At 62.1% G+C, this 23,240-nt stretch carries 22 protein-coding genes; 13 read left to right on the top strand and 9 right to left on the bottom strand.

Annotated features, from left to right (window positions below):
* Positions 1-19: 19 nt before the first annotated feature.
* The gene (locus tag ACQVLG_RS18975) at positions 20-1,045 is read left to right on the top strand and encodes an alpha/beta hydrolase (protein ID WP_474290618.1); all 1,026 of its coding nucleotides are present in this window, start codon (positions 20-22) and stop codon (positions 1,043-1,045) included.
* Positions 1,046-1,151: 106 nt separating this feature from the next.
* On the opposite strand, the gene ACQVLG_RS18970 is transcribed toward ACQVLG_RS18975, so the two are convergent.
* The 6 genes from ACQVLG_RS18970 to ACQVLG_RS18945 form a co-directional block, all read right to left on the bottom strand.
* The gene (locus ACQVLG_RS18970) at positions 1,152-1,790 is read right to left on the bottom strand and encodes a phasin family protein (RefSeq protein WP_230540899.1); all 639 of its coding nucleotides are present in this window, start codon (positions 1,788-1,790) and stop codon (positions 1,152-1,154) included.
* A 280-nt stretch (positions 1,791-2,070) separates the two neighbouring features.
* Positions 2,071-2,406: a hypothetical protein gene (locus ACQVLG_RS18965; protein ID WP_230540900.1), complete on the bottom strand. Its 336-nt coding sequence runs from the start codon at positions 2,404-2,406 to the stop codon at positions 2,071-2,073.
* A gap of 27 nt (positions 2,407-2,433) precedes the next feature.
* Positions 2,434-2,805 carry a VOC family protein gene (locus ACQVLG_RS18960; protein WP_230540901.1) on the bottom strand — a complete coding sequence of 124 codons (372 nt, stop codon included), beginning with the start codon at positions 2,803-2,805 and terminating at the stop codon, positions 2,434-2,436.
* Positions 2,806-2,920: 115 nt separating this feature from the next.
* Complete coding sequence (locus tag ACQVLG_RS18955; RefSeq protein ID WP_230540902.1) at positions 2,921-4,198, bottom strand: YncE family protein; 1,278 nt, start codon at positions 4,196-4,198, stop codon at positions 2,921-2,923.
* A gap of 56 nt (positions 4,199-4,254) precedes the next feature.
* Positions 4,255-5,052 carry a creatininase family protein gene (locus ACQVLG_RS18950; protein ID WP_474290617.1) on the bottom strand — a complete coding sequence of 266 codons (798 nt, stop codon included), beginning with the start codon at positions 5,050-5,052 and terminating at the stop codon, positions 4,255-4,257.
* Positions 5,053-5,299: 247 nt separating this feature from the next.
* Complete coding sequence (locus ACQVLG_RS18945) at positions 5,300-5,767, bottom strand: SRPBCC family protein (RefSeq protein WP_474290616.1); 468 nt, start codon at positions 5,765-5,767, stop codon at positions 5,300-5,302.
* Positions 5,768-6,197: 430 nt separating this feature from the next.
* On the opposite strand from ACQVLG_RS18945, the gene ACQVLG_RS18940 reads away from it, so the two are divergent.
* The 4 genes from ACQVLG_RS18940 (at position 6,198) to ACQVLG_RS18925 (ending at position 8,443) form a co-directional block, all read left to right on the top strand.
* Positions 6,198-6,365, top strand: coding sequence for a hypothetical protein (locus ACQVLG_RS18940; RefSeq protein WP_474290615.1), 168 nt, complete (start codon positions 6,198-6,200; stop codon positions 6,363-6,365).
* Positions 6,366-6,631: 266 nt separating this feature from the next.
* Positions 6,632-6,772 carry a hypothetical protein gene (locus tag ACQVLG_RS18935; RefSeq protein WP_171984982.1) on the top strand — a complete coding sequence of 47 codons (141 nt, stop codon included), beginning with the start codon at positions 6,632-6,634 and terminating at the stop codon, positions 6,770-6,772.
* A gap of 105 nt (positions 6,773-6,877) precedes the next feature.
* Positions 6,878-7,363 (top strand): hypothetical protein, encoded by a 486-nt coding sequence (locus ACQVLG_RS18930; RefSeq protein WP_474290614.1) that lies wholly within the window; start codon positions 6,878-6,880, stop codon positions 7,361-7,363.
* A 657-nt stretch (positions 7,364-8,020) separates the two neighbouring features.
* A complete protein-coding gene (locus ACQVLG_RS18925) occupies positions 8,021-8,443 on the top strand; it encodes a hypothetical protein (protein WP_474290613.1) in 423 nt (140 codons plus the stop codon).
* A gap of 250 nt (positions 8,444-8,693) precedes the next feature.
* On the opposite strand, the gene ACQVLG_RS18920 is transcribed toward ACQVLG_RS18925, so the two are convergent.
* Together ACQVLG_RS18920 and ACQVLG_RS18915 are read right to left on the bottom strand one after the other, a co-directional pair.
* Complete coding sequence (locus tag ACQVLG_RS18920; protein ID WP_474290612.1) at positions 8,694-10,343, bottom strand: methyl-accepting chemotaxis protein; 1,650 nt, start codon at positions 10,341-10,343, stop codon at positions 8,694-8,696.
* A gap of 95 nt (positions 10,344-10,438) precedes the next feature.
* The gene (locus tag ACQVLG_RS18915; protein WP_474290611.1) at positions 10,439-11,368 is read right to left on the bottom strand and encodes a patatin-like phospholipase family protein; all 930 of its coding nucleotides are present in this window, start codon (positions 11,366-11,368) and stop codon (positions 10,439-10,441) included.
* Between the two features lie 32 nt (positions 11,369-11,400).
* Between ACQVLG_RS18915 and ACQVLG_RS18910 the strand changes: the two genes are divergently transcribed.
* Complete coding sequence (locus ACQVLG_RS18910) at positions 11,401-11,568, top strand: hypothetical protein (RefSeq protein WP_474290610.1); 168 nt, start codon at positions 11,401-11,403, stop codon at positions 11,566-11,568.
* A gap of 298 nt (positions 11,569-11,866) precedes the next feature.
* Here ACQVLG_RS18910 and ACQVLG_RS18905 read toward each other — a convergent pair whose 3' ends face one another.
* A complete protein-coding gene (locus tag ACQVLG_RS18905; RefSeq protein WP_474290609.1) occupies positions 11,867-12,778 on the bottom strand; it encodes a LysR family transcriptional regulator in 912 nt (303 codons plus the stop codon).
* 107 nt (positions 12,779-12,885) lie between these two features.
* Here ACQVLG_RS18905 and ACQVLG_RS18900 point away from each other — a divergent pair, with 107 nt between their 5' ends.
* The 7 genes from ACQVLG_RS18900 to malF all read left to right on the top strand — a co-directional run bounded on the left by ACQVLG_RS18900 (position 12,886) and on the right by malF (position 23,234).
* Entirely contained in the window at positions 12,886-14,373 is a 1,488-nt protein-coding gene (locus ACQVLG_RS18900) for an MFS transporter (RefSeq protein ID WP_474290608.1), read from the top strand.
* Between the two features lie 298 nt (positions 14,374-14,671).
* Positions 14,672-15,892 carry a maltoporin gene (locus tag ACQVLG_RS18895; protein ID WP_230540911.1) on the top strand — a complete coding sequence of 407 codons (1,221 nt, stop codon included), beginning with the start codon at positions 14,672-14,674 and terminating at the stop codon, positions 15,890-15,892.
* A 313-nt stretch (positions 15,893-16,205) separates the two neighbouring features.
* Positions 16,206-17,216 (top strand): substrate-binding domain-containing protein, encoded by a 1,011-nt coding sequence (locus ACQVLG_RS18890; protein WP_230540912.1) that lies wholly within the window; start codon positions 16,206-16,208, stop codon positions 17,214-17,216.
* A gap of 238 nt (positions 17,217-17,454) precedes the next feature.
* The gene (locus ACQVLG_RS18885) at positions 17,455-19,092 is read left to right on the top strand and encodes an alpha-amylase family glycosyl hydrolase (RefSeq protein WP_474290607.1); all 1,638 of its coding nucleotides are present in this window, start codon (positions 17,455-17,457) and stop codon (positions 19,090-19,092) included.
* A gap of 84 nt (positions 19,093-19,176) precedes the next feature.
* Positions 19,177-20,262 (top strand): ABC transporter ATP-binding protein, encoded by a 1,086-nt coding sequence (locus ACQVLG_RS18880; RefSeq protein ID WP_474290606.1) that lies wholly within the window; start codon positions 19,177-19,179, stop codon positions 20,260-20,262.
* 110 nt (positions 20,263-20,372) lie between these two features.
* Positions 20,373-21,593, top strand: coding sequence for a maltose/maltodextrin ABC transporter substrate-binding protein MalE (gene malE, locus ACQVLG_RS18875; protein WP_474290605.1), 1,221 nt, complete (start codon positions 20,373-20,375; stop codon positions 21,591-21,593).
* Between the two features lie 129 nt (positions 21,594-21,722).
* Positions 21,723-23,234: a maltose ABC transporter permease MalF gene (gene malF, locus ACQVLG_RS18870; protein ID WP_474290604.1), complete on the top strand. Its 1,512-nt coding sequence runs from the start codon at positions 21,723-21,725 to the stop codon at positions 23,232-23,234.
* Positions 23,235-23,240: the final 6 nt, after the last annotated feature.

Here is a 23,240-nt window from a genome sequence, read left to right as displayed (position 1 = left end):
ACAACGACAAGGGGCCGGCATGACGATCGTGCGCAACACTCTGCTGGGCTTGCTGGCGACGCTGCCCCTGGCCGCCGGCCTGATCGCCTGCTCGCCCTTGACGGCCATCAATGCCCTGTCGTCCGGCAGCGCCTCGAAGGTGACGCGGGGCCTGGCCTACGGCCCCCTGCCCCGGCAAAAACTCGATGTCTATGCCCCAAAAAGCCGCACGGGGCCCGTGCCCGTCGTGGTGTTCTTTTATGGCGGCAACTGGACTTCCGGCGAGCGCGCCGACTATGCCTTCGTTGGCCATGCACTGGCCGCGCGCGGCTACCTGGCCGTGATCGCCGACTACCGACTGTATCCGGACGTGCACTACCCCGAAATCCTGCAGGATGCGGCCCGTGCCGTGGCCTGGGCCGCGATGGAGTCGAGCCGCCATGGCGGCGACCCCGCGCGTTTGTTCGTCATGGGCCATAGCGCCGGCGCCTACAATGCGGCGATGCTGGCGCTCGACGCCAGCCTGCTGGCGCGCCACGGCATGCGCCCGCACGACTTGCGCGGCTGGATAGGCCTGGCCGGCCCCTATGATTTTTTGCCCATCGAGAACACCACGACCCGGCCCGTCTTCTTTTACCCGGACACGCCCGCCGCTTCGCAACCCATCCACCACGTGACGGCCGATGCCCCGCCCGCCCTGCTGATCGCGCCCCAGCCCGGCCAGGACAAGCTGGTCAATCCGCAGCGCAACACGGGCGGCCTGGCCAAGGCCTTGCGGGCGCTGAACAGGCCCGTGACGGAAATGTATTTCGGCAAGGTCAGCCATACCACCCTGGTCGCCTCGCTGGCCGGCCCCTTGCGCATGCTGGCGCCCACGCTCGACGCCGCCGTGAGCGCCTTTATCGACGCCAACAGCGCGGCGGACAAAACAGCGCACAATGCGGGCACGCCGCGAGACACGGCCAAGCCTGCATCCCCGGCCAGACCGCAGCAGCCGGCAAGGGCGCAGGGCGCCGCCATGCACGCTGCCGCGGCGCGCACTGACGAAAAAACGCCCGCCCCCTGAGGGACGGGCGCTCTGCCAGACCAATACGCGCGACGCTGCATGTCAACCAGCCGCATCTCAAGGCTCGGCCCTCGCGATGCGGATGCAGCCGCCAGCAGCGGCCTGTTTACTCTTTACGGCTGGCGCTGCTGCTCTTGCTTTGAGCGGAGCCTGCTTGCGATGCGCTGCCGCTGGCCGAGCTTTCGCTACCGGCCGACTGCTGGCTGCCCTGGTGGCTGGCGCTTTGCAGGCTTTGACCGTCACGGCTTTGCGCACCACGCTGCTGCTCGCGGCTGGCGCCATTTTGCTGGTAGGCCTGGAACGGTTCGGCCATGCGCTGCATCGCTTCCTGCTGCTTGCGCACGTTTTTCTCCGTTTCTTCCGAAGCCGTACGGGCCACTTCCTCGGCCAGGGCCTTGGCGGTGCGGCTCGTTTCATTCACATGACGCTCTGCCACATTGGCCAGTTCGACCTGCGTATCGGCTGCCAGGCGCGACACCTGTTGCTGGTATTTGCGCAGTTGCTCGGCGGCTGGCTGGCCCGAGGCGGCAGCCACCTGAAACACATCTTCAGCGCGCTCGACCGTCAGCAGGTTCTGGCTGGTGACCGTGCTTTCTTCCAGCAAGCCTTGCGCCAGTTGCATGTTCAGGTCACTGAAGTGCTGCACCGACTGGAACAACGACTTCGTCAAGCCATTGAAGAAAGCCAGTTGCGCTTCCAGGTGGTTTTTGGCGGCGGGGGTAACACTACGGGAATATGGATACATGGAGTTCCTCATTAGATAGCGGTTGGGTGGACACAAACAGATGGCGGCACCACCGACTACCGAACGCTTAGGCAGACGGCCGGGTTACGCCACGAAACGCGAAAAAACATATCCGATTGGTGGGACGATGCTTTGCAACGCGAGTCCCAAGGCTACGTGAGCACCGCAGATGAGGCATGATCTGGATCAAAGGTGCGCTAGGCTGTGCAGAAAGTTTTGGCTGGACGGCTTGCCCTTGGCAAACGTCAGTAACGGAAAGGAAAATCTGTGCCAGGCAGGCTCAGCCAGCGGCGCCCGTGCCCGGCACGACGGGCTTGTAGCCACGGCTGCGCAGCGACGCTTCCAGCCAGCGGTTGCCATACCAGCCACGCGCCAGCAGGTAACTGAGTTCCGCACCGGCCATCAGCAGCATCATCGGGCCGATGCGCAGTTCGCTGGCCAGATGGCTGCCAAACCACAGGCACGCATCCATCGCCAGCATGAGCAGCAACAGCCACCAGCGGCGCTTGGCCACGGCCCAGAACGAGCCCAACAACAGGGCTGGCCAGGAAAAACCCGCCTTGACGTAGGCATAGCGGCCGGCATCGTCGGCAAACAGGGTGGCGCTGTGCTTCATGCTGCTCTCTTCAGGTAATGACCGGCCTCAAGGCTCGGGATGGTGGCAGACGGCTTCGACATTGTGGCCGTCCGGCCCCAGCACGAAAGCGCCATAATAATTCGGGTGATAGATGGCACGGATGCCGGGGGCGCCGTTATCCTTGCCGCCCGCTGCCAGCGCGGCCTGGTAAAACGCGTCCACCTGGGCACGGTTTGCCGCCGCGAAGGCGAGATGCATGCCGGCATGCGGCGTGCCGCCCGCGCCGAACCAGAAATCGGGCTTGCCATCCTTGCCCATGCCCACCCAGCCCTGCTCCTCCATCACCACCGATACGCCCAGGGGCGCCAGGGCGGCCGAAAAGAAGGCCTTGCTGGCCTGTGCATCGCTGACGTTCAAACCGATGTGATCAAGAATCATGATGGCGCTCCCTGGAAGTCGTGGAATAGAATTGCAGTATGCACCAACATTGCCTTTTAGGCAATCAACACTGCAGATCCGGCACACTTGCTCCAGGGATGCGCCATGCGCCTGCCTAGCGCAGGTTGCCCGTGTGACCCAGCGAATAGCGGCCCGGCTGCGGCCACACGGTCAGGCCGTGCGGTTCCTGCCCGACTTTCACTTTCGACACGTCGCCGCTGTTCGTATCGATGCGGTACACCACGTCGTCGAAGCGGCCGGACAGCCACAGATACTTGCCGTCGGCGCTCACATTGCCCATGTCGGGGCTGCCGCCGCCGGGAATCGGCCAGTTCGCCACCACTTTTTCCGTAGCGAAATCGATCACGCTGACGCTGCCCTTGCCCTTCGGCTTGCCGTGGATGCGGTGCGTGCCGCGGTTAGCCACGTACAACTTTTTACCGTCGCGGCTCGGGTACAGGCCGTGCGCGCCCACGCCCGTCTGGATGAAGCCGATTTCCTTCAGCGTGGCGCCATCGACGATGTGCACGCCGTCGGCGTCCATGTCGGCGATAAAGAATTTCTTGCCGTCCGGCGAAATGCGTATGTCTTGCGGCATGCCCTTCTTGACGCTGCAGATTTCATTCGCCGGGCCGCCCACGGGGCCGGACTCGGCGAAGCGCTTGGCCGGCATCTGCAGTTTCAGGTAGCCGTCGACCTTGCGGCCCACCAGGTCGATCTTGGCAATGGTGCCGTCGAACTCGCAGGTAAACATGGCGTAGCGGCCGTCATTCGAGAAATCCGCATGGTTGATGCCGCCGCACTGGGGCGTATCGATCGAATACTGCACCGCCATGGTCTTCGGATCGCGGAAATCGAGGCGGTGGCGCGCTTCGGCCACGACGATGGCCGACTTGCCGTCCGGCGTGAAGTACATATTGTAGGGATCGTCGACGGGCACTTCCTTGCCCGGTTTGCCCGTCAAGGGGTCGACCGGCGTCAGGCTGCCCTTGTCCGTGCGCTCGGCATTGTTCGCCACCCACAGGGTGCGCAAGTCCCACGACGGCACGACGTGCTGCGGGCCGCTGCCGACCTTGAACTTGTCGACCACTTTCAGGCTGTCCTGGTCGATCACGTAGACGTCGTTCGAGCGCAGATTGGGCACGTAGACACGGCGCAAGTGATCCTTGACGACGGGGCTCATATTGCTGCTGCCGATGCTGCCATACACGTTTTTCGGGTCCACCAGCGGCGGCATGCCCGGCAGCGGAGAATAAGCAGCCGCCGGCGCCGCGGCTACAGCGGCAGGGGCCGCTGTGCTGGCGCCGGTGACCTGGCTGGCCACGCCCAGGCCGGCCAGTGCGGCCGCCAGGACGGACAGGGTAACGATGGTGCGTCGTTGAGATGTTTTCATGTGTTTTCGCGTCATTTCATTGCAAAAGCCGGAAGTTCAGCACTTCCAGCGGAAAATTATTTATTACGTTGCAGCAGCTGCCTGATGGCGGCCACCGAAGTGTCCACCTGCAGCCTGATGCCGATCTGGCCCAGTTCAGCCGTGGCACGCGTGGCGTCGCCGCGCACGCCATCGGCCACACCGGGCTTCGGTCCGTGGGCCATGGCCTCGCTGCGCACGAGCGACGGGTCCGTCGCCAGCATCAGGGCCGCGTCCGCCAAGCCCGCGTGCAGGCCGATCTCGGCGCCGCTATGGCCACGTTTCTGCAGTTCGACAATAAATTGCGATTGCGTAATGTCATAGTAATCGAGCAAGGCATACGCACGTGCATCTTTCGCCGTGGAAGCTTTGCCCCAGGCACGATTGAGCTTATTCGCCACATTCTGCTCGTTCTTCTGGTAACCGCCGTGATCACCAAGGAAGATGATGTCGCGAAAACCATGCTGGCGCAGGCTGGCGGCCGCCCCTTCCAGCACGGCCTCGAAGGCGGCCGGCGGTATCGAAATTGTGCCAGCGAAGCGCATGTGGCCGGCCGGTGGCGAAATCGCGCCTTCCGGCACGTAGGAAACGACGGGCGCGACGATGGTATTGCCCAGCTTTTGCGCGATCTGCCGCGCCAGCAGCCCGGCGCGCGCACATTGTGCTTGCCCAGCGCGATATACGGCCCGCTCTGCTCGACGCCGCCGATGGGAATCAGCACCGTCGTGGCGCCGTGGTCGATGCGGCTGCGCAATTCCGTGCTGGTCAGTTCTTCCAGCATGACGCTGCTGCTGGCAGGCGTAGCGGCCATGACAGGCGCCGTAAGCAGCAGGCATGAAAACGTCAGGACGAACAGGGAAACGAGGGGCTTGCGTGAAAGGCGGAGCGTGGATGGCGCGCAAGGCGCCGTTCGCTGGGGGAACTGCAGAGTCATAAGCCAACATCTTTCCGAGGTCAAAGGCGCCGTGCCCGGCCTTGCCAGGCAAGCTGGCTGCCACGCAGGAATTGTATTCCATCATGACGGGAAGGGCACGTTAATTTGACGCGGTGCTTTGCAAGGAATTGACCAAGAGAAACTATCTGTCAGGCAGTGGTCGCCTTCGCCCTGCCCGCCTCGCCATCATGGAGGGTTTCGTTGCGTTTCTCGGCATAGGCCTTCAGCGCAAGCATCGTCCTGGGAAGCCCGTCCCTGACTTGCCTGGCAACGCCTGGCCCGAACAGAAAGGCAAGCGCTCCAGTGAACCACACGCGGTGAACGACTGCCGATCCGCCGTCTACGGCAGTAACCGTGTGCTCGAAGTGGATGCGGAACAGGGGGATGTAGCCCTCGACGGTGAACGAGCGGCCGGCCGTGCGCTCCGTGACCAGCATCGCAATACCCATCCCCTTGCTCGGAACGATCCTACCATGCGTGCCCACCGCGAACGGCCCATTGAGCCGGGCTTGCTTTGTATCCGGATCCCACAGGTGCCATCGGTCGACTTCGCTCCAGATTTGATCGATGACCGTGGGCGTGACGGCAATGTGGATGCTTTCTTCGATTTGCGTCAATGGGAACTCTCCCTATTCATAGCAATATAATTAAATTCTGTCTGTACTTGCCGCAGACAGAGCCGGGCCATAATGACAGCCTTGTTTGGAGCCAGGCTTGAGCGGTAAGCCAGTGAGCAGGCGCGCTTGACAAGGCACAACCAGGCAAGCATGTCACACCTGGGCACGATGCTATCCTAAAAACGCTGACCGTGAGCACCTTGGACGTTGAGAAATGATGAACGCAACACACTGGAGGGTTGAAGAGCTAAAGCATCACACTGCGGATATCGTCTGGCTTGATGCCGAGGGTGCTCGCCGTGCCTATAATGTAGTGCGCCTTCATGATTCGAAGACGCATCACGGCCTGGACGTTAACACCGTGGGTGCACCGCCAAGATGAGCCTGCTATCATCGCGTGCATTCAACGCAACTACTATCGGAGTTCACAGTGACGGCATACATCCCCGCTTTGATCTGGCTGCTTTCGGCAGTGGCTTGCCACCTGATTGCCAAACGACGCCTTCTGAAAAAAACTGCGGTCAGGGACATGATAGTCGCTCTGACAGGCCCGTTTGCCATCCCCTGGCTTCTCATTGCAAAGCCCGAAAAAACCTAGCCGCGCGAGCACCCGCAGGTTTGGACTGAACATCGGCAGTGGGGCGAAAAATGCTGGCGACGGCAGCCGGCCAAAAGCAGCGGTCGCGCTTTTAACTCTTCCTTCAGCCGAGCTTAGCTGCGCCGCTGATCATTTATATTAGGCTGCTCGTGAGAACAAATTTTCATTGCACCTCGATCGAAGATTATGGCAACGGCCGGTTAGCAATTGTACGAGGCTCATTATCGTCGGGAACTGCTTCCCCAGGGATGTCGCTTCAGATTGGATTGAGCGGCACATTCGGCATGACGGTTCCAATCACCGACATACTCGATTCCGGCGAGCTATTGATTGACTGCGACGATCAGGAGGGCGTGGAGATGCTCCTTGCATTTGATGTGGCGAACGAAGATCTCGACCTTGGGTAGAATTCAATATCGTCAAGCCTGCGTTCAGATGTCCGTTTTGGGGCTGAACCTGCCGACGACTGCAACCGGCCAGAAGCGGTCAATCGATTTAACCTAGGGAACTTGATGAACGAAGCGTCGAACCAGCCCCGAACGAAATACGACAAACTGTTCAGTGTCTTCGAGCAGTTCTATGCATCATTACCTGAACTGTCAGACCGACGAATTTCCGATCTGCGAGACTCATGGAATTTGGCAAAGGCACAGTATGAGAAGTTTCTTTCTGCAGGCGAATCGAAGTCGAGAATTGCTGCCGGCCTTGAGCAAGGCCTACGTGAATTGCCCTTGATCCTTGCGGATGTTGAACTAAAGAACCGTTCCCAAGTTGTAGCTGCGCTAAGCAGCGCCGTGCGTACGTTTTATCCAGATTTCGCTGCCAAGGAAGCTAAACGCCTTGAAGAGATTCTGACAACCGGCAAGATCCGGGGGGAGAACCAATTCTATCTTGTGCGGCATCGGATCGACGAACTTGAAGGTTCTGGCGATTCTGAAACACAATTAAGCAAATTGTATAGTTTGGTCGATGAGTTCGAGGCGCGGCCCCGCAGATGAGCTTGCACAGACGTGGCCGTCCGCTATGGGGCGGACCCCGCCAACAGCGGCAACCGGCCAAAAGCAGACGCAGCCAGTGAAATAATAAAATCGAAACTTACAAGTTATGAGACATATTAAAACATTGATTTACGTTTTCGCTGCCATCGCTGTGCCAGCACAAGCAGTTGAACGTTGGGCGCTCCCAGACCCCGATGAGATGATAAAGGCGTCGAATGTTCTGTGTGTTGACCAAGCAAAATCGGCCTTAGTTGCGGGCTCGCTTCGTGCAAATGGACATGGTAGAGACGAGGTACTTTCGTTGATACCTGAGGCCCCAAGAAGCCTCACACTCCGCGTCGTAAGCGCAATGCGTGAGAGTGTCGAGGACACGTTCGATTATCCAAAACTCTCCTCCTACACGCACTATTCTTTCCGCTCGGAGATTTGTCTTCGCGAGACTTTGGGTGCGGTGAGAATGCCGCGTCTTATCAGTATGCTTCCGAAGGTCGAGGAGTGCCAACACATTCATGGTTCAGATAAAAGTAGCGCACTGTTCCAGTGCATCCGGGCAGTAGTTCGAGATGCAGAGCCGCGCTAATTAGCTTCTAGTGCCTGCACCCGGCCAGAAGCGGACAGTCGGCAATTGACCAATTAAGCTTTACTCAGAAAGTCAGCATGTCTCACCGTGATCCTTTTGATGTTATTTCATCCACCGTTGATCTGGATGATCCGGTAGAGCACGGTGATGCTCAACGCTTTATGGTTAACGCCCTGGCTCGGGTGATCGAATGTCTACCCGTTACCGCGCAGTCTTCTGTTTTGGCTGCTAAACGATATCTTGAGGGCGCGGCAACGGATAGCGAGGCCTTAGCTGTCCGGGTGAGGCTTTGGGAGACCATCCGAGGACGCGATATGTCGGATGACCCTGAGGTGTTGCGTATCAGAACCACGATTTGTGCGCTGCACGGCATGGACGCTGAAGCACCTTACGACAAGTTGGAGTACTTTCTGTTTTTTTTGGAGCGCAGCGGCTTAAGCATGGTCGAGCTAGCTGGAGCTATGTTCGACACATACGGCGTTGTTTATCACGACGCTTAATCTGCTGCGGTGGCATATGTCGAATGCGTCAGATCTATGTCTGCTTCGGGGCGTAAGCGGACTCACGCGCCCAAAAGTCAGGCTGATACCCTGACTGCAGCGGAAACAGACGGCGCCGCCCACCTTCCCTTCCGCCCTGCCCGCCCGGGCAACTTGACGACCCTCGCCACAGGCGCAGCACGTCCACGCTCGCGCACCGGACGGTTGCGCCGCAAAAAAAAACCCCGGCGTACCGGGGCAGTCACAAAGTTTAAGCGCGGGCGCTGCGGCCCGGCAGCGCCAGGCGCCGACTGGCTGAGGCGGAAGCCGGGGCCGGCAAGCCGCCCGCCACTTTCAACGGTTTTGCCTGGGCATCGCCGCGCAGGCGGAACACGGCCACCACGTCGACCAGTTCGACGGCGCGGTCTTGCAGCGAGGATGCGGCTGCAGCAGCCGCCTCTTCCACCAGAGCCGCGTTTTGCTGGGTGACCTGGTCCATTTGCGAAATGGCCTGGTTCACTTGCTCGATGCCGGCGCTTTGCTCGTGGCTGGCGTTGGCGATGTCGCCCATGATGTCCGTCACGCGGCGGATGCTGGCGACGATTTCTTCCATCGTCGCGCCCGCCTGGTCGACCAGCGCGCTGCCCGTGTTGACTTTATCCACGGAATCCTCGATCAAGCCCTTGATTTCCTTGGCGGCCGCTGCCGAGCGCTGCGCCAGGTTGCGCACTTCCGTAGCCACGACGGCGAAGCCGCGGCCCTGTTCGCCCGCGCGGGCCGCCTCGACGGCCGCGTTCAGCGCCAAAATGTTGGTTTGGAAGGCAATGCCGTCGATCACGCCGATAATGTCGGCGATCTTCTTCGCAGACTCATTGATGGAGCCCATCGTGCCCACCACTTGCGCCACCACGGCGCCACCCTTGCGGGCCACGTCCGAGGCGGACACGGCGAGGGTATTCGCCTGGCGCGCATTGTCCGTATTCTGACGCACGGCCGAGGTCAGCTCTTCCAGGCTGGAGGCCGTTTCTTCCAGCGACGACGCCTGCTGCTCCGTGCGCACGGACAAGTCCGCGTTGCCGGCGGAAATCTGCGCGGCCGCCACGCTGACCGTATCGGCCGAGGCGCGCACGGTGGCGATCACGCCGACGATGCGTTCCAGGAATTTATTAAAGGCAGTGGCCGTGCGGCCCACTTCATCCATGCGCTCGACGGGCATGGCGGCGGACAGGTCCAGCGAGGCGCTGACCCTCTCCAGGGTGTGTTCGATATTGCCCAGGCCGCCGCTGATGGTGCGGTAGATATGCCAGGCCAGCGCGCCCGTCAGCAGCACGGCCACGCCCAGCACGGCCAGCATGGTGTTGAACGCCGTGTCGTAGGCGGCCAGGCTTTCGGCCTTCACGTCATCGACCAGCTTGTTGTTGTAGGCGATATGGTCATCCATGCTCTTTTTCGCGGCGGCGGCCGTGATGGCCAGCGGCGTGCCGGCCAGCAAGGTGGCGCGCACGCCATCCATGTCGCCCGCGTAGGCGGCGGCGAAGAACGGCACGAGCGCGCGGCGGTAGGCTTCCATGGCGGCCTGGTCGGCGTCGAGCATCTTGCTGTCCGTCGCGTCGTACAGGCGCTCGGCGCGGTAGGTGGCGATGACCTTGTCGAAATTCGTGTTGGCATCGGCCACGGCCTTGTCCAGCGCCGTCTTGTCGGCCAGGTTGGAGAACACGGACAGGCGGTAGCCTGCCAGGCGCGAGTCCGCCAGGAAACCCTTGGCCGCATTCAAGCCCTGGATGCTGGGAATGATGCGGTTTTGCACGGTGTCAAAGCGCTCCTGGGCGCGCTGCAGCTGGATGGCGCCGCCAGCCCCCAGCAATAGCAAGGCCAACAAGGCGATGGTGAGGGTCAGAATTAATTGCTTGGTGATATTCATGGTGTTTCACAGTCAAAAAAAAGCAGCCTGGCAAGGCCAGGCGGGATGAGTAGCTGCCGATCGGGTGGCCGGGACCGGTTGCAGGCGGGGTCAGCTTAGGCCGCCAGCGGGGCAGCGTCGGGCGTGCGGCGCAGCAAGTCGCCATGTTCGCGGCAAAACGCCAGGCCCGCCTTGTGGCCCACGTCGAACAGCAGCTGCATGTTCGAGCTGGACCAGTCCAGGGTGTCGGGCCAATGCTGCTCCGGGATGCCGCCCATCAAGTCGAGCTTGAGCAAACGCCGCTTGGGCTGGCCCGTGCTTCTGTCCGTGTTGTGTTCAAGTTCGAACAGGCGCAGCTCGCTCTTGGAAATCTTTACCAGCGGCGTGATGATGGAGCGCACCCAGGCGTCGTACAGGTTGCGCGGCTTGCGCAGCAAGCGCTCGTCACCGAGGATGTCGAGGATGACCAGGGTGTCGGCGTCAGCGTGTTCGCCCTTACCTTCGATAAACGGATCGAAATTGAGCGTATCGAGGGCCGCGCCTTCGATGTAGTCGTCGCCGGCAATGGTCGTGGGCGCATACAGGAAAGGGAACGACAGGGCCGCGCGCACGTGAATCGGTTCGATCTCGTGCTTGCCCCAGATTTGCATGCGGTGCTCGCTGAGGTTGTAGGCATTGATGTAGAAATCGGGACGCATGCGCGCCACGCCCGAGAAATCCACGGCTTTTTCCAGGAAGGGCAAGTGCGCGCAGAGGCCCAGGCTTTTCGCCGACAGGTCGGACGGCGACAGCGACGACACCATCAGCTTGCCCCAGTCCGACCAGGCCGTGGGCACGCCCGCAAACGTTTGCTGGAAGGCCTGAAAAAAAGGATTGTTGGCCGGCGGCTGGAAAGCGTCGCGGAAAGTGCTCGCGTGCATGCCAGGCTTCTGGAATACCTTGTAGTTGATCGGAATCATCTTGTAGATGCTGTCGGCCACGCCCGTATCGGCCCAGCTTTGCAGCGCCTGGCGCGGCGTGGCTTCGTGCGGCGTCGTGTAAAGCAAAACCCATCAGCACACCGGCGCCGGAGGCCGAGATGACGTCGAATTCGATGCCTTCGTCGAGAAACGCGGCCAGCGCGCCTGCGATCAAGGTGGAATTTGGTGCACCGCCACCAAGCAGCAGGCCCGTCTTGCGGGCCGCTGTCGTGGCTGGTGCCGGCTGTGGCGGCATCGTGCTTACTGTCTTCATGCACACTCCCTGAACGGAACCGGGCTCACGCCCTAATTGTTGGTTACTACATGCTTATTGCGCCTCATCTTGCACTTATCTCCACAACCATAAAGTTGATGCAATGTTGCGGAAACAGATATTAAATTAACATAAATAAATTCCTTATGGCAATTTAATTAACGCATGATAGGTATTCAGAAAGGGTATAAGTTGACGGCACGCGGCGTAGCGTGGTGCATCGCAGCAAATAAATATGCGGCAGTGTTAGGAAAAATCTCTTTAGGGTAGGAATATTCCTCAACCGGCCTCCACGGCGGTTGCCAGGCCGTTCAGGGGACGGGAGGTGGGGCTGAAAAATGCAGGTGGGTACACAGATGGTCAACAAAGACGCGGATTTTCGGTGACAGATGGCGGCTCGATGGCCACAGCACCCAGAACTTGCTCGAGTACGCCAGATACTCGCCCAGCACTACTTGCAGTTCGCCACGCGCGATGGCGTCGCGCACGATAAAGTCAGGTAAATAGGCCAGGCCCACGCCCTGCGCGGCGGCGCCGATCAGGGCCTCGATATTGTTGCAGGTCAAGGCGGTCGGCAAGCGCAGTTCGCCGCCGTCGCCCTCGGCACGCTGCAGCGCCCACTCCTGCAACTTGCCCGTGGTGGGAAATTTATAGCGCACGCAGGCGTGCTCTTCCAGCGCGCGTGGCGTGGCCGGCACGCCGTGGCGGGCAAAATACGCGGGAGAACCGACGATGGCAAAGGCAAACGGCCCCAGCTCGCGCGCCATCAGCCGCGAATCCGTCAAGGTGCCGCTGCGCACGGCCACGTCGATGCCTTCGGCCACCACGTCGACCAGGCGGTCGTTGAAGTCGAGGTCGAGCTCGATCTCCGGGTACTGCCGGGTAAAGTCCGCCAGCAGGGGCAGGATGATGCGGTAGCCGATCACGGGCAGGCTGACGCGCAGCTTGCCGCGTGGCGCCTCGGCCAGGTGCGACAATTCCGCCTCCGCATCCCCGAGGTCGGCCAGGATGCGCTGGCAGCGCTCATAGAACAGCGCGCCCTCGTTGCTCAGGCTGATGCGCCGCGTGCTGCGGTTGAGCAGGCGCACGCCCAGCTTTTCTTCCAGCCGCGCCACGCTCTTGCCCACGGCCGAGGCCGACACGCCGAGCAGCCGCCCGGCCGCCACATAACTGGAAGTTTCCGCCGCGCGCACGAAGGCGGCGATGCCGTTCAGATTATCCATATCTTCTCAATTAAGGAATATTTGTCCGTTATGAGTGGATTTTCAGCCACTTTTTCATGGATTACGTCCATATTATCATCGAATCCCCTCTTTCTGGAATCAATCCCATGGATACGAATCTTCCCGCGCATGTCCCGGACCAAGCGGCTGCACGGCGTCTGCTGGTGCTGGCCGCCGTCTGCCTGGCGGCCCTGTGCATGCCGCTCAGTTTTACGGGCCCGGCCATCGCCATTCCCGCCATCGCCGCCGAACTGCACGGCAGCCCGCTGGCGCTGGCGTGGATCACGAATGCCTTCATGCTCAGCTTTGGCGGCTGTCTGATGGTGGCCGGCGCGCTGGCCGACCGCTATGGCCGCAAGCGCGTGTTCTTGCTGGGCATGGGCGTGTTTTCCGCCGCCGCGCTGGCGCTGGCGGCGGCGCCGTCCATTGCCCTGCTCGACGTGCTGCGCGCCGTCCAGGGCCTGGGCTGCGCCATGGCCCTGTCGAGCGGACTGGCGGCCCTGGTGCAGGAATTCGACGGCCCCGCCCGCGCGCGGGCCTTCAGCCTGATCGGCACGGCCTTCGGCGTGGGCCTGGCCTTCGGCCCCTTCCTGGCCGGCACCTTGATCACGCACACGGGCTGGCGTGCCATTTTTGCATCCACGGCCGTGGCCGGCCTGGCCGCCCTGCTGGCCGCCGCGCGCGCCATGCGCGAAACGCGCGACCCGCAGGCGCAAGGCGTCGATTGGCCCGGCGCCCTGACGTTTACGGCAGCCCTCTCCTTATTTACCTATGGCTTGCTGCAAGCACCCGACAGTGGCTGGGGCAGCGCGGCCAGCCTGGGCCTGCTCGGCGGCGCGGCCTTGCTGCTGGCCGCGTTCATCCGCGTGGAACGGCGCGCCGCGCGGCCCATGCTGGACTTGACCCTGTTCCGCCTGCCCGCCTTTGCCGGTGTGCAATTGCTGGCGGCCGCGCCCGCGTTTTCCTTTGTCGTGCTGCTGGTATTGTTGCCGGCCCGCTTCATCGGCATCGAAGGCTATAGCGCGCTGGAGGCGGGACGCATGATGATCGCCCTGTCGGCGCCCATGCTGGTGCTGCCAGTCCTGGCCGGCATGGCGGCGCAGCGCATTGCCTCCGCGTACATCTGCGCCAGCGGCCTGCTGCTGGCGGCGGGCGGCTTGCTGTGGCTGTCGACATGCGCGCCGGGCCAGCCGTCCGTCAGCTTGCTGGGTCCGCTGCTGCTGATCGGCTGCGGCATCAGCCTGCCCTGGGGCTTGATGGATGGCCTGGCCATCAGCGTCGTGCCCGTCGAGCGGGCCGGCATGGCGGCCGGCATCTTCAATACGACGCGCGTGGCGGGCGAAGGCCTGGCGCTGGCCATCGTCAGCGCGCTGCTGGGCACGCTCACTGTCGCGGCGCTGGGCGGCGCCGGCATTCCCGGCATCGGCGCGCAACAGGCGGCGCACGCGGGCCCCTTCCTGGCGCTGGGCGAGCTGCGCCATGCGGCCACCCTGTTGCCGCAGGCGGGCGCGGCCGAACTGGCGCAAGCGTACGGCACGGCCTTCCGCCACTTGCTGTATGTGCTGGCCAGCATCACGACGGCGTCGGCCTGCTGATCCTGGCCTTCTTGCGCCATCCGGCCGTTGCAGCAACGGACACGGCCGCCCTGTCCGCCTGCAAGGCACAGCAATAATTCACGACCATCATTCCGTCTGCCGTACACGGCGGCGCCCATGTGCCGCCGCCCTCCCTGATGTTTCTCCGCAACACCTAAAAAGTTTTCAAAGATAAAACCAGTTTACTCATCAAAGCGCTTTGAACTATACTCAAAGCGCTTTGAAACATAACTAAAGCGCTTTGGCTGTGCGAAGTTATGCGCACCGATCCCACACCTATAAAAACACTGGAGACGCAATGAACCAACATTTCTTGAAAACTTTGCCTGCCGCCGTGGCGTTGGCCTTGAGCGCTTCGGCCGCCCAGGCCGCCCTGCCGATCGATTTCGGCGGCTACATCCGCTCGGGCTTCGGCACCAGCAGCGAAGGCGGCAAGGAAGCCTGTTTCGGCCTGGCCGGCGCCTCGTCCAAGTATCGTCTGGGCAATGAGTGCGAAACCTACGGCGAGCTGAAATTCGGCGGCGAAGCCTTCAAGGCAGCCAACGGCACCACGTTCCGCATCAACACCCTGGTGGCGTTTTCCGTCAACCAGAACCAGGACTGGGAGCAATCGGACCCGTCGTGGCGCGAAATGAACGTCGTCGCCGACAAGATCGGCACGGGCGCCTTCGCCGAAGCGCGCGCCTGGGTCGGCAAGCGCTACTACGACCGCCAGGACGTGCACATTACCGATTACTACTTCTGGAACAACAGCGGCCCCGGCGCCGGCCTGGAAAACATCGACCTGGGCGCCGCCAAGCTGGCCTACGCCGTCGTGCGCACGGCCGATGACGGCGACAGCAAGCGCATGGGCCTGTCCCACGACTTGCGTTTCTCCGGCATCAAGGTCAACCCGGACGGCGAACTGACGCTGGGCCTGCAATTCAACCAGAAACGCAATGCACAAGGCGCGGCCCCCATCGCCAGCGGCCACTTGCTGACCATCATGCATACGCAAGGCAATCTGCTGGGCGGCTTCAACAAGGTGGCATTGCAGTACGGCAAGGGCAGCGCCGCCAACACGGGCGGCTTCAGCCTGGGCGCCGACAAGGACGACAAGGTCGTGCGCCTGACGGAACAGATCATGATCCAGCCCAAAGGCGCCTGGTCGGGCATGGGCACCTTCGTCTATGAAGACAAGGAATCGGCCGGCGTGAGCAGCAAGTGGACCTCGATCGGCGCGCGTCCCGTGTACCACTTCACGGACAACTACAGCCTGGCCGTGGAACTGGGCCACGACATCGTCAAGCCGGAAGGCGGCGAGAGCCGCAACCTGACCAAGCTGACCATTGCCCCGCAACTGTCGGCCGGCAACAGCTTCTGGTCCCGTCCCGTACTGCGCGCCTTCTACACCTACGCCAAATGGAACAAGGCAGCCCAGTCGGCCGCCGCCGCGGAATCGGCGCTGTCGTCGACGGGCGTGTTCGGTGGCAAGACCAACGGCAGCTCCGTCGGTTTCCAAGTGGAAAGCTGGTGGTAAGCGCGGGACTCTAGGACGTTGGCAAGCGTCCCCGGACGCTTGCCGGTGGCAGCAACACCGCCCGCTTATCCAGGGGCAAGTAATATCCGGATCCACCATTTCGCCGCTGCACGCGATGGCCGGCAGCTTCACTGTAGTGATTCAGCAGTATCCTCTTTTAGCGCGGGCGCCCCTGGGTTTGCCCGCGTATTTTTTTTGGGCGCCGCCGCCGCTTGCCATGACCCTGATCAATCCGGCATTTATCAGATAAACTACCCGTCATCGCACCGCATCGCTCCCGACCCACCCTGGATAGACCCCAACCGCAGCATCCATGAACCTCAAAAATCTCGCCAAAACGCTAGGAATATCCGAAACCACCGTCAGCCGCGCCTTGAATGGCTATCCGGAAGTGAGCGAACGCACGCGCGAGCGGGTGCTGGCCGCCGCGCAGGCGGCCGGCTACCGCCCCAATCCCATGGCGCGCAGCCTGGCCGTGGGGCGCACGAACATCGTCGGCATCATCTACCCGCTGATGCCGAACGACCTGGCCGACCCCATGTTCATCGATATCGTCGGCGGCATGTCCGAGGCGCTTGAAGCGCAGCAGATGGACATGATGATCGCGCCCGCCTCGGCCACCAATGAATTCCACACCTATGAACGCATGGTCAAGGGCCGCCGCATCGACGGGCTGATCGTCGGGCGCACGAAACCGTTCGACGAGCGCATCGCCTACCTGGCCCAGCAGGGCATGCCGTTCGTCGCCCATGGCCGCACGCAGCTGAACCAGCCGCACGCATGGTTCGACTATGACAACGAGGCCGGCATGCGCCTGGCCGTCGAGCGCCTGGCGCAGCTGGGCCACCAGCGCATCGGCCTGATCAGCGCCACGCCGGACCTGAACTTCGTGCGCCAGCGCGTCGAGAGTTTCCAGCACGCCATGCAGGCGGGCGGCCTCGCCGTCGATCCCGACAACCTGGTCGACAATGCACACGACCGCCGCGCCGGCTACCAGGCCATGCAGCGCCTGCTGGCCCGCTCGCCCCGCCCCACCGCCGTCATCGTCGACAATCACATGTCGGGCGTGGGCGCCGTGCGCGCCCTGCTCGACGCGGGCATCGCCATCGGCCGCGAGATGTCGCTGATCGTCTGGGGCGTGATGGAAGATTCGCTGGCCGGCCACAACGTCACCACCGTCGTCCAGCCCGACCCGCGCGGCGCCGGCGCGAAGATGATCCACATGCTGCTGGCCCTGATGGACGGCACGCCCGTCACCGACCTGCAGGAACTGTGGCCGTGCGAACTGTTGCCGGGCGAGTCGGCGGGCCCCGTGCCGCACTAGCCATTTCCCTACCCCCGGCACCGCCGGCCGCCTGGCCGGCGGTGCCATCTTGTTGTCCTGAATCACCCTCATAAAAAAATCGTATGTCTGGCGCGTGTATCGCTTTACTTTTCAAAGCGCTTTGAACTATACTCATTTCATACCCAAAGCGCTTTGAATTTTAAAATAAGACGTTCGCCTACCAACCAGCAGCGCGCCCTGATAGCCAAGGCTACAGGCAACTTTTAAGAAATCATTCATGCCGACCATCCAGAACAATCTCGCCCACCTGCCCGCTGACTGGTGGCGCAGCGCCGTCATCTACCAAGTCTATCCACGCAGCTTCCTCGACAGCAATGGCGACGGCATCGGCGACTTGCCCGGCATCACCTCCAAGCTCGATTACATCGCCGCCCTGGGCGCCGACATCGTCTGGATCTCGCCCTTCTTCACGTCGCCGATGAAAGACTTCGGCTACGACGTGGCCGACTTCTGCGACGTCGACCCCATGTTTGGTACCTTGGCCGATTTCGACCGCCTGGTGGCGCGCGCCCATGAACTGGGCTTGAAAGTGATGATCGACCAGGTGTTGTCGCACTCGTCCGACGTCCACCCATGGTTCGTGGAAAGCCGTTCCAGCCGCGACAATCCCAAGGCCGACTGGTACGTCTGGGCCGACCAGAAACCGGATGGCACGGCGCCGAATAACTGGCTGTCCGTGTTCGGCGGTTCCGCGTGGCAATGGGAGCCGCGCCGCGGCCAGTACTTCCTGCACGATTTCCTCGCCAGCCAGCCCGACCTGAATTTCCATAACCCGGCCGTACAGCAGGCGCAGCTGGACAACCTGCGTTTCTGGCTCGAACGCGGCGTCGACGGTTTCCGTTTCGATTCCTGCAATTTCCCGTATCACGACCAGTTGCTGCGCGACAATCCGCCAGCAGCGCAGCGCGACGCCAGCAGCGTGTCGGCCATCAACCCGTATGGCATGCAGGCGCACGTGTACGACAAGACGCAGCCGGAAAACATCGCCTATTTGCAGCGCGTGCGCGCCGTGCTTGACGAATATCAAGCCATTTCCATCGGCGAAGTGGGCGACGACAATGCGCTGGCCACCATGGCCGCCTACACGGGCGCCGACAAGCTGCACATGGCTTACAGTTTCAACTTGCTGACGGCGGAGTTTTCCGCCGCGCACATCCGCACCCAGGTGGAAGAATTCGAGGCACAAGTGGCCGACGGCTGGGCTTCCTGGTCCGTGGGCAACCACGACAGCGTGCGCGTCATGACGCGCTGGGGCGGCGAGAACCCGTCGCCGTCGCTGGCCAAGGTGGTGCTGGCCGTGCAGGCGGCGCTGAAAGGCACACCGTGCCTGTACCAGGGCGACGAGCTGGCCCTGACGGAAGCGGACATTCCTTTCGAGGCGCTGCAAGATCCCTACGGCATCCCGTTCTGGCCCCAGTTCAAGGGCCGCGACGGCTGCCGCACGCCGATGCCATGGGTATCTGACGCGCCGCATGGCGGCTTCAGCAATGCCAAACCCTGGCTGCCCGTGCCGCCGGAGCACCTGGCGCGCGCCGTTGACGTGGAAGAAAACGATGCCGCTTCCCCATTGCAGTTTGCGCAGAACATCCTCGCCTGGCGCCGCACCCAGCCGCAATTGTTGCGCGGCGATATAGTCTTCTTCGATGCGCCGGAACCCGTGCTGGCCCTGCGCCGCGACTTGCCGGGCCAACCGTCCGTGCTGGCCGCCTTCAACCTGGGCACGCAAGCGGTCACCTTCGCCTGGCCTGACGCGGCGCCAGCGAGCGATCTGGCCGGTCACGGCTTGCCAGGTAGCAAAGATGGCCAACAGATCAGCCTGCCACCGCATGGCGGCTGGTTCGGCACGCACGCTTAAACAGTACCCTTTGGCGGCCATGCCGCCAATTACAATAACGAGCCCCGCGCATCAGCGGGGACGGATTGACACAGTGAGGACGACATGGCAGGACTGAAATTAGCAGGGCTGAAGAAGGCATATGGCGACGTGCAAACCCTGCACGGCATCGACCTGGAGATCGCCGATGGCGAATTCATGGTCTTCGTGGGCCCGTCGGGTTGTGGCAAGTCAACCTTGCTGCGCAGCATCTGCGGCCTGGAAGAAATCAGCGGCGGCGACTTATTCATCGGCAAGACCCGCATGAACGACGTGCCGCCCGCCAAACGCGGTATCGCCATGGTGTTCCAGAGCTACGCCCTGTACCCGCACATGAGCGTGGCGCAAAACATGGCGTTCGGTCTGAAACTGGCCGGCATGAGCAAGGTACAAATTGCCGACGCCGTGCAGCGCGCCGCGCAAATCCTGCGCATCGAACCTTTGCTCGAACGCAAACCGAAAGATTTGTCGGGCGGCCAGCGCCAGCGCGTGGCCATCGGCCGCGCCATCGTGCGCAAGCCCGACGTCTTCCTGTTCGACGAACCGCTGTCGAACCTGGACGCCTCGCTGCGCGTGCAGATGCGCATCGAACTGGCGAATCTGCACCGCGAATTGCGCTCGACCATGATCTACGTCACGCATGACCAGGTCGAAGCGATGACTCTGGCCGACCGCATCGTCGTGCTCAACGCGGGCCGCATCGAACAGGTGGGCGCGCCGCTGGAGCTGTACCACCATCCCGCCAACCTGTTCGTGGCCGGCTTCCTCGGTTCGCCCCGCATGAACTTCATCAAAGGCAAGATCCACAGCTACGTCGACGGCGTGGCCACCATCGCCACGAATGCGGGCGGCATGCTGCAGGCGGCGTTGACGCAGCCGCTGGCCAGCGGCACCCCCGTCACCATCGGCGCGCGCCCGGAGCACGTGCAGGCATGCGCGCCCGGCGCCACTGCCGCCATCACGGCCACAGTGCAGGCGGTGGAAAAACTGGGCGACATCAGCTATCTGTATGTGCACGTGCCTGGCGGCGACGAGCCGCTGGTGGTGCGCGCCGATGCCGATACGGATTGGGCGATTGGCCAGTCCGTGGCGCTGCAGGTGGCGCCCGCCCGCGTCCACGTGTTCGACGAGCACGGCCAGACCCGTACCTGATCTATCCGCTTTAGGGGCCAGGCGCTACAGGCGCCGCCTGGCCTGGTTGCATCGTTTCAGCCTTGATACTCAACATAAACTTAGCATAAAAAAAGATACTGGAGATTGACATGTCCTTCACGCACCCGAAACGCAGCTTCATCAAAACCACGCTGATCGCCGCCGCCCTGGCCGGCATCGGCAACCTGGCCGCCGTCAGCATGGCGCACGCGGCCGAAGCAGGCACCCTGTTGATCTGGATCAATGGCGACAAAGGCTACAAGGGCCTGGCCAAGGTCGGCGAGGAATTCACCAAGAAGACGGGCATCAAGGTCGTCGTCGAGCACCCTGAAGATGCGCCGAACAAATTCCAGCAGGCGGCCGCCGCCGGCAAGGGCCCGGACATCTGGATCTGGCCGCATGACCGCATCGGCGGCTGGATCGACGCCGGCTTGCTGCAGCCAGTGACGCCAAGCAAGGAAGCGCGCGCCGCCATCCTGCCGCTGGCGTGGAACGCCTTCACGGTGGGCGGCAAGACCTGGGGCTACCCGATCTCCATCGAAGCCGTCGCCCTCGTCTACAACAAGGACCTGGTGCCGACCCCGCCAAAAACCTTCGAAGAAATCGCCGCGCTGGACAAGAAACTTTCCGCGCAAGGCAAGAAAGCCATCCTGTGGGATTACACGAATACCTATTTCACGTGGCCACTGCTGGGCGCGGGCGGCGGCTTCCCGTTTGAAGTCAAGGCCGATGGCCGCTACGATGCGGCGAAAACCGGCGTGAACAATGCCGGTTCGCAGGCGGGCGTGAATGCACTGATGACCCTGATCAACAGCGGCGCCATGCCGAAGGGCGCCGGCTATGCCGAGATGGAAGCGGGCTTCAACCAGGGCAAGATCGCCATGATGATCAACGGCCCATGGTCGTGGGACAATGCGCGCAAATCGAAGATCAATTACGGCGTGGCAACGATTCCTACCGTGGCCGGCAAGACGGCCACCCCGTTCGTGGGCGTGCTGGGCGCGATGATTTCGAAAGCCAGCCCAAACAAGGACCTGGCGACGGAATTCCTGGAAAACCAGATGCTGCAGCTCAATGGCCTGAAAACCATCAACGCCGACGTCCCGCTGGGCACGCCAGCTAATAAAGTGCTGTTCGCGGAATTGAAAGCCAATCCGAACATTCAGGCGACGATGGAAAGCGCGCAAGCGGGCCGCCCAATGCCGAACAACCCGGAAATGGGCCGCTTCTGGTCGTCGATGCAATCGGCGCTGGAAAACATCACGCAAGGCCGCCAGAGCACCAAGGATGGCCTGGACGCGGCGGCGAAGCGGATTACGACCGCCAATTAAGCCATCTTTTGATTGAGCGTAGGTCGGATTAGCGTGTAGCGCGTAATCCGACATGTGCCGCCAACAATGTTGTCGGATTACGGCCCTTTGGGCCTGATCCGACCTACGTATCATTACAGGTATCCCATCGTGCGCAAGTTTATCGGCCCTACGGTATTGACCATCAGCATGGCGCTGGGTCTGTATCTGCTCTTCATGTTGTACATTTCCGGCCAGACCATGCTGGCCGCCGTTTTCCTCGGCTTGCTGACCTTGACGACGTTTGTCTTCACGTCGCCGCGCGCCTATGCCTACCGTTATCTGTTTCCCGGCATCACGGCGGTGATCGTCTTCGTGCTGCTGCCGATGGTGTACACGGTGTCGATCGGCTTTACCAATTTCAGTTCGCGCAACCTGCTCACCTACGACAGGGCCACGCAATACCTGCTCGACGAGACGCAGCGCGTGGAAAGCGCCGGCTATGCCATGACCGTGCATGCCGACAACAAGGAATACCGTTTGCGCCTGGAAAGCCCGGACACGGGCGAAGTGCTGTTGACGCCGCCGCTGGCCCTGAAGCGCGCCGTGCCCCTGAACGTGGACGTGGCGCCGGCCGACCCCGTGCAAGCGCCCGTGCTGGCCCCGCCGCTGCCCATCAAGGACATCATCGCCCTGCAAAAGGATTTGAAGCTGCTCACCCTCGTGCTGCCGAACAAGATCGAGCTGCGCATGGTGGGCTTGCGCGAATTCGGCCCCGTCGCGCATGTCTACAAGCAACTCCCCGACAAGACCCTCAAAAAAGTCGCCACGGGCGAACTCGTGACACCGAACTTCAAGACGGGCTTTTATGAAATGCCGGATGGCACCAAGCTGGAACCGGGCTTCAAGGTCAACGTGGGCTTCGCCAACTTCGTGAAAATCTTCTCCGACGAAGCGTTCCGCGGCCCCTTCCTGCGCATTTTTGTGTGGACCATCGTTTTCGCGCTGATCAGCGTGGCCACCACGACGGGCCTGGGCATGGTGCTGGCCGTGCTCTTGAACTGGGATGCGCTGCGCTTCCGCGGCCTGTACCGCACCCTGCTGTTCCTGCCGTACGCCGTGCCGGGCTTCATTTCCATCCTGGTCTTCAAAGGGCTGTTCAACAATAACTTCGGCGAAATCAACCTCGTGCTCGACGCCTTGTTCGGCATCAAGCCCGCCTGGTTCTCGGACACCACCCTGGCCAAGGCCATGATCCTGATCGTCAACACCTGGCTCGGCTACCCCTACATGATGGTCGTATGCATGGGCCTGATCAAGGCGATTCCGTCGGACCTGTACGAAGCGTCGGCCCTGGCCGGCGCGGGACCGCTGACGAATTTCTTCAAGATAACGTTACCCCTGATCATCAAGCCGCTGACGCCGTTGATGGTGGCCAGCCTGGGTTTCAATTTTAATAACTTCGTGCTAATCAGCTTGCTGACGGGCGGGCGTCCCGATTTCCTCGACACCAACTTGCCGGCCGGTACGACGGACTTGCTCGTGTCCTACACCTACCGCATCGCGTTCGAGGATTCCGGCCAAAACTTTGGCCTGGCTGCCGCCATCTCGACCCTGATCTTCTTCCTCGTGGCCGCGATTTCGCTGGTCAACATGCGCCTGACGCGCATGAACAAAGCATAAAGGACA

The organism is Janthinobacterium sp. TPC_1, from assembly GCF_056037845.1.
The sequence above is the reverse complement of the archived record's forward strand: the minus strand, read 5'-3'. Positions and strand labels throughout refer to the sequence as shown.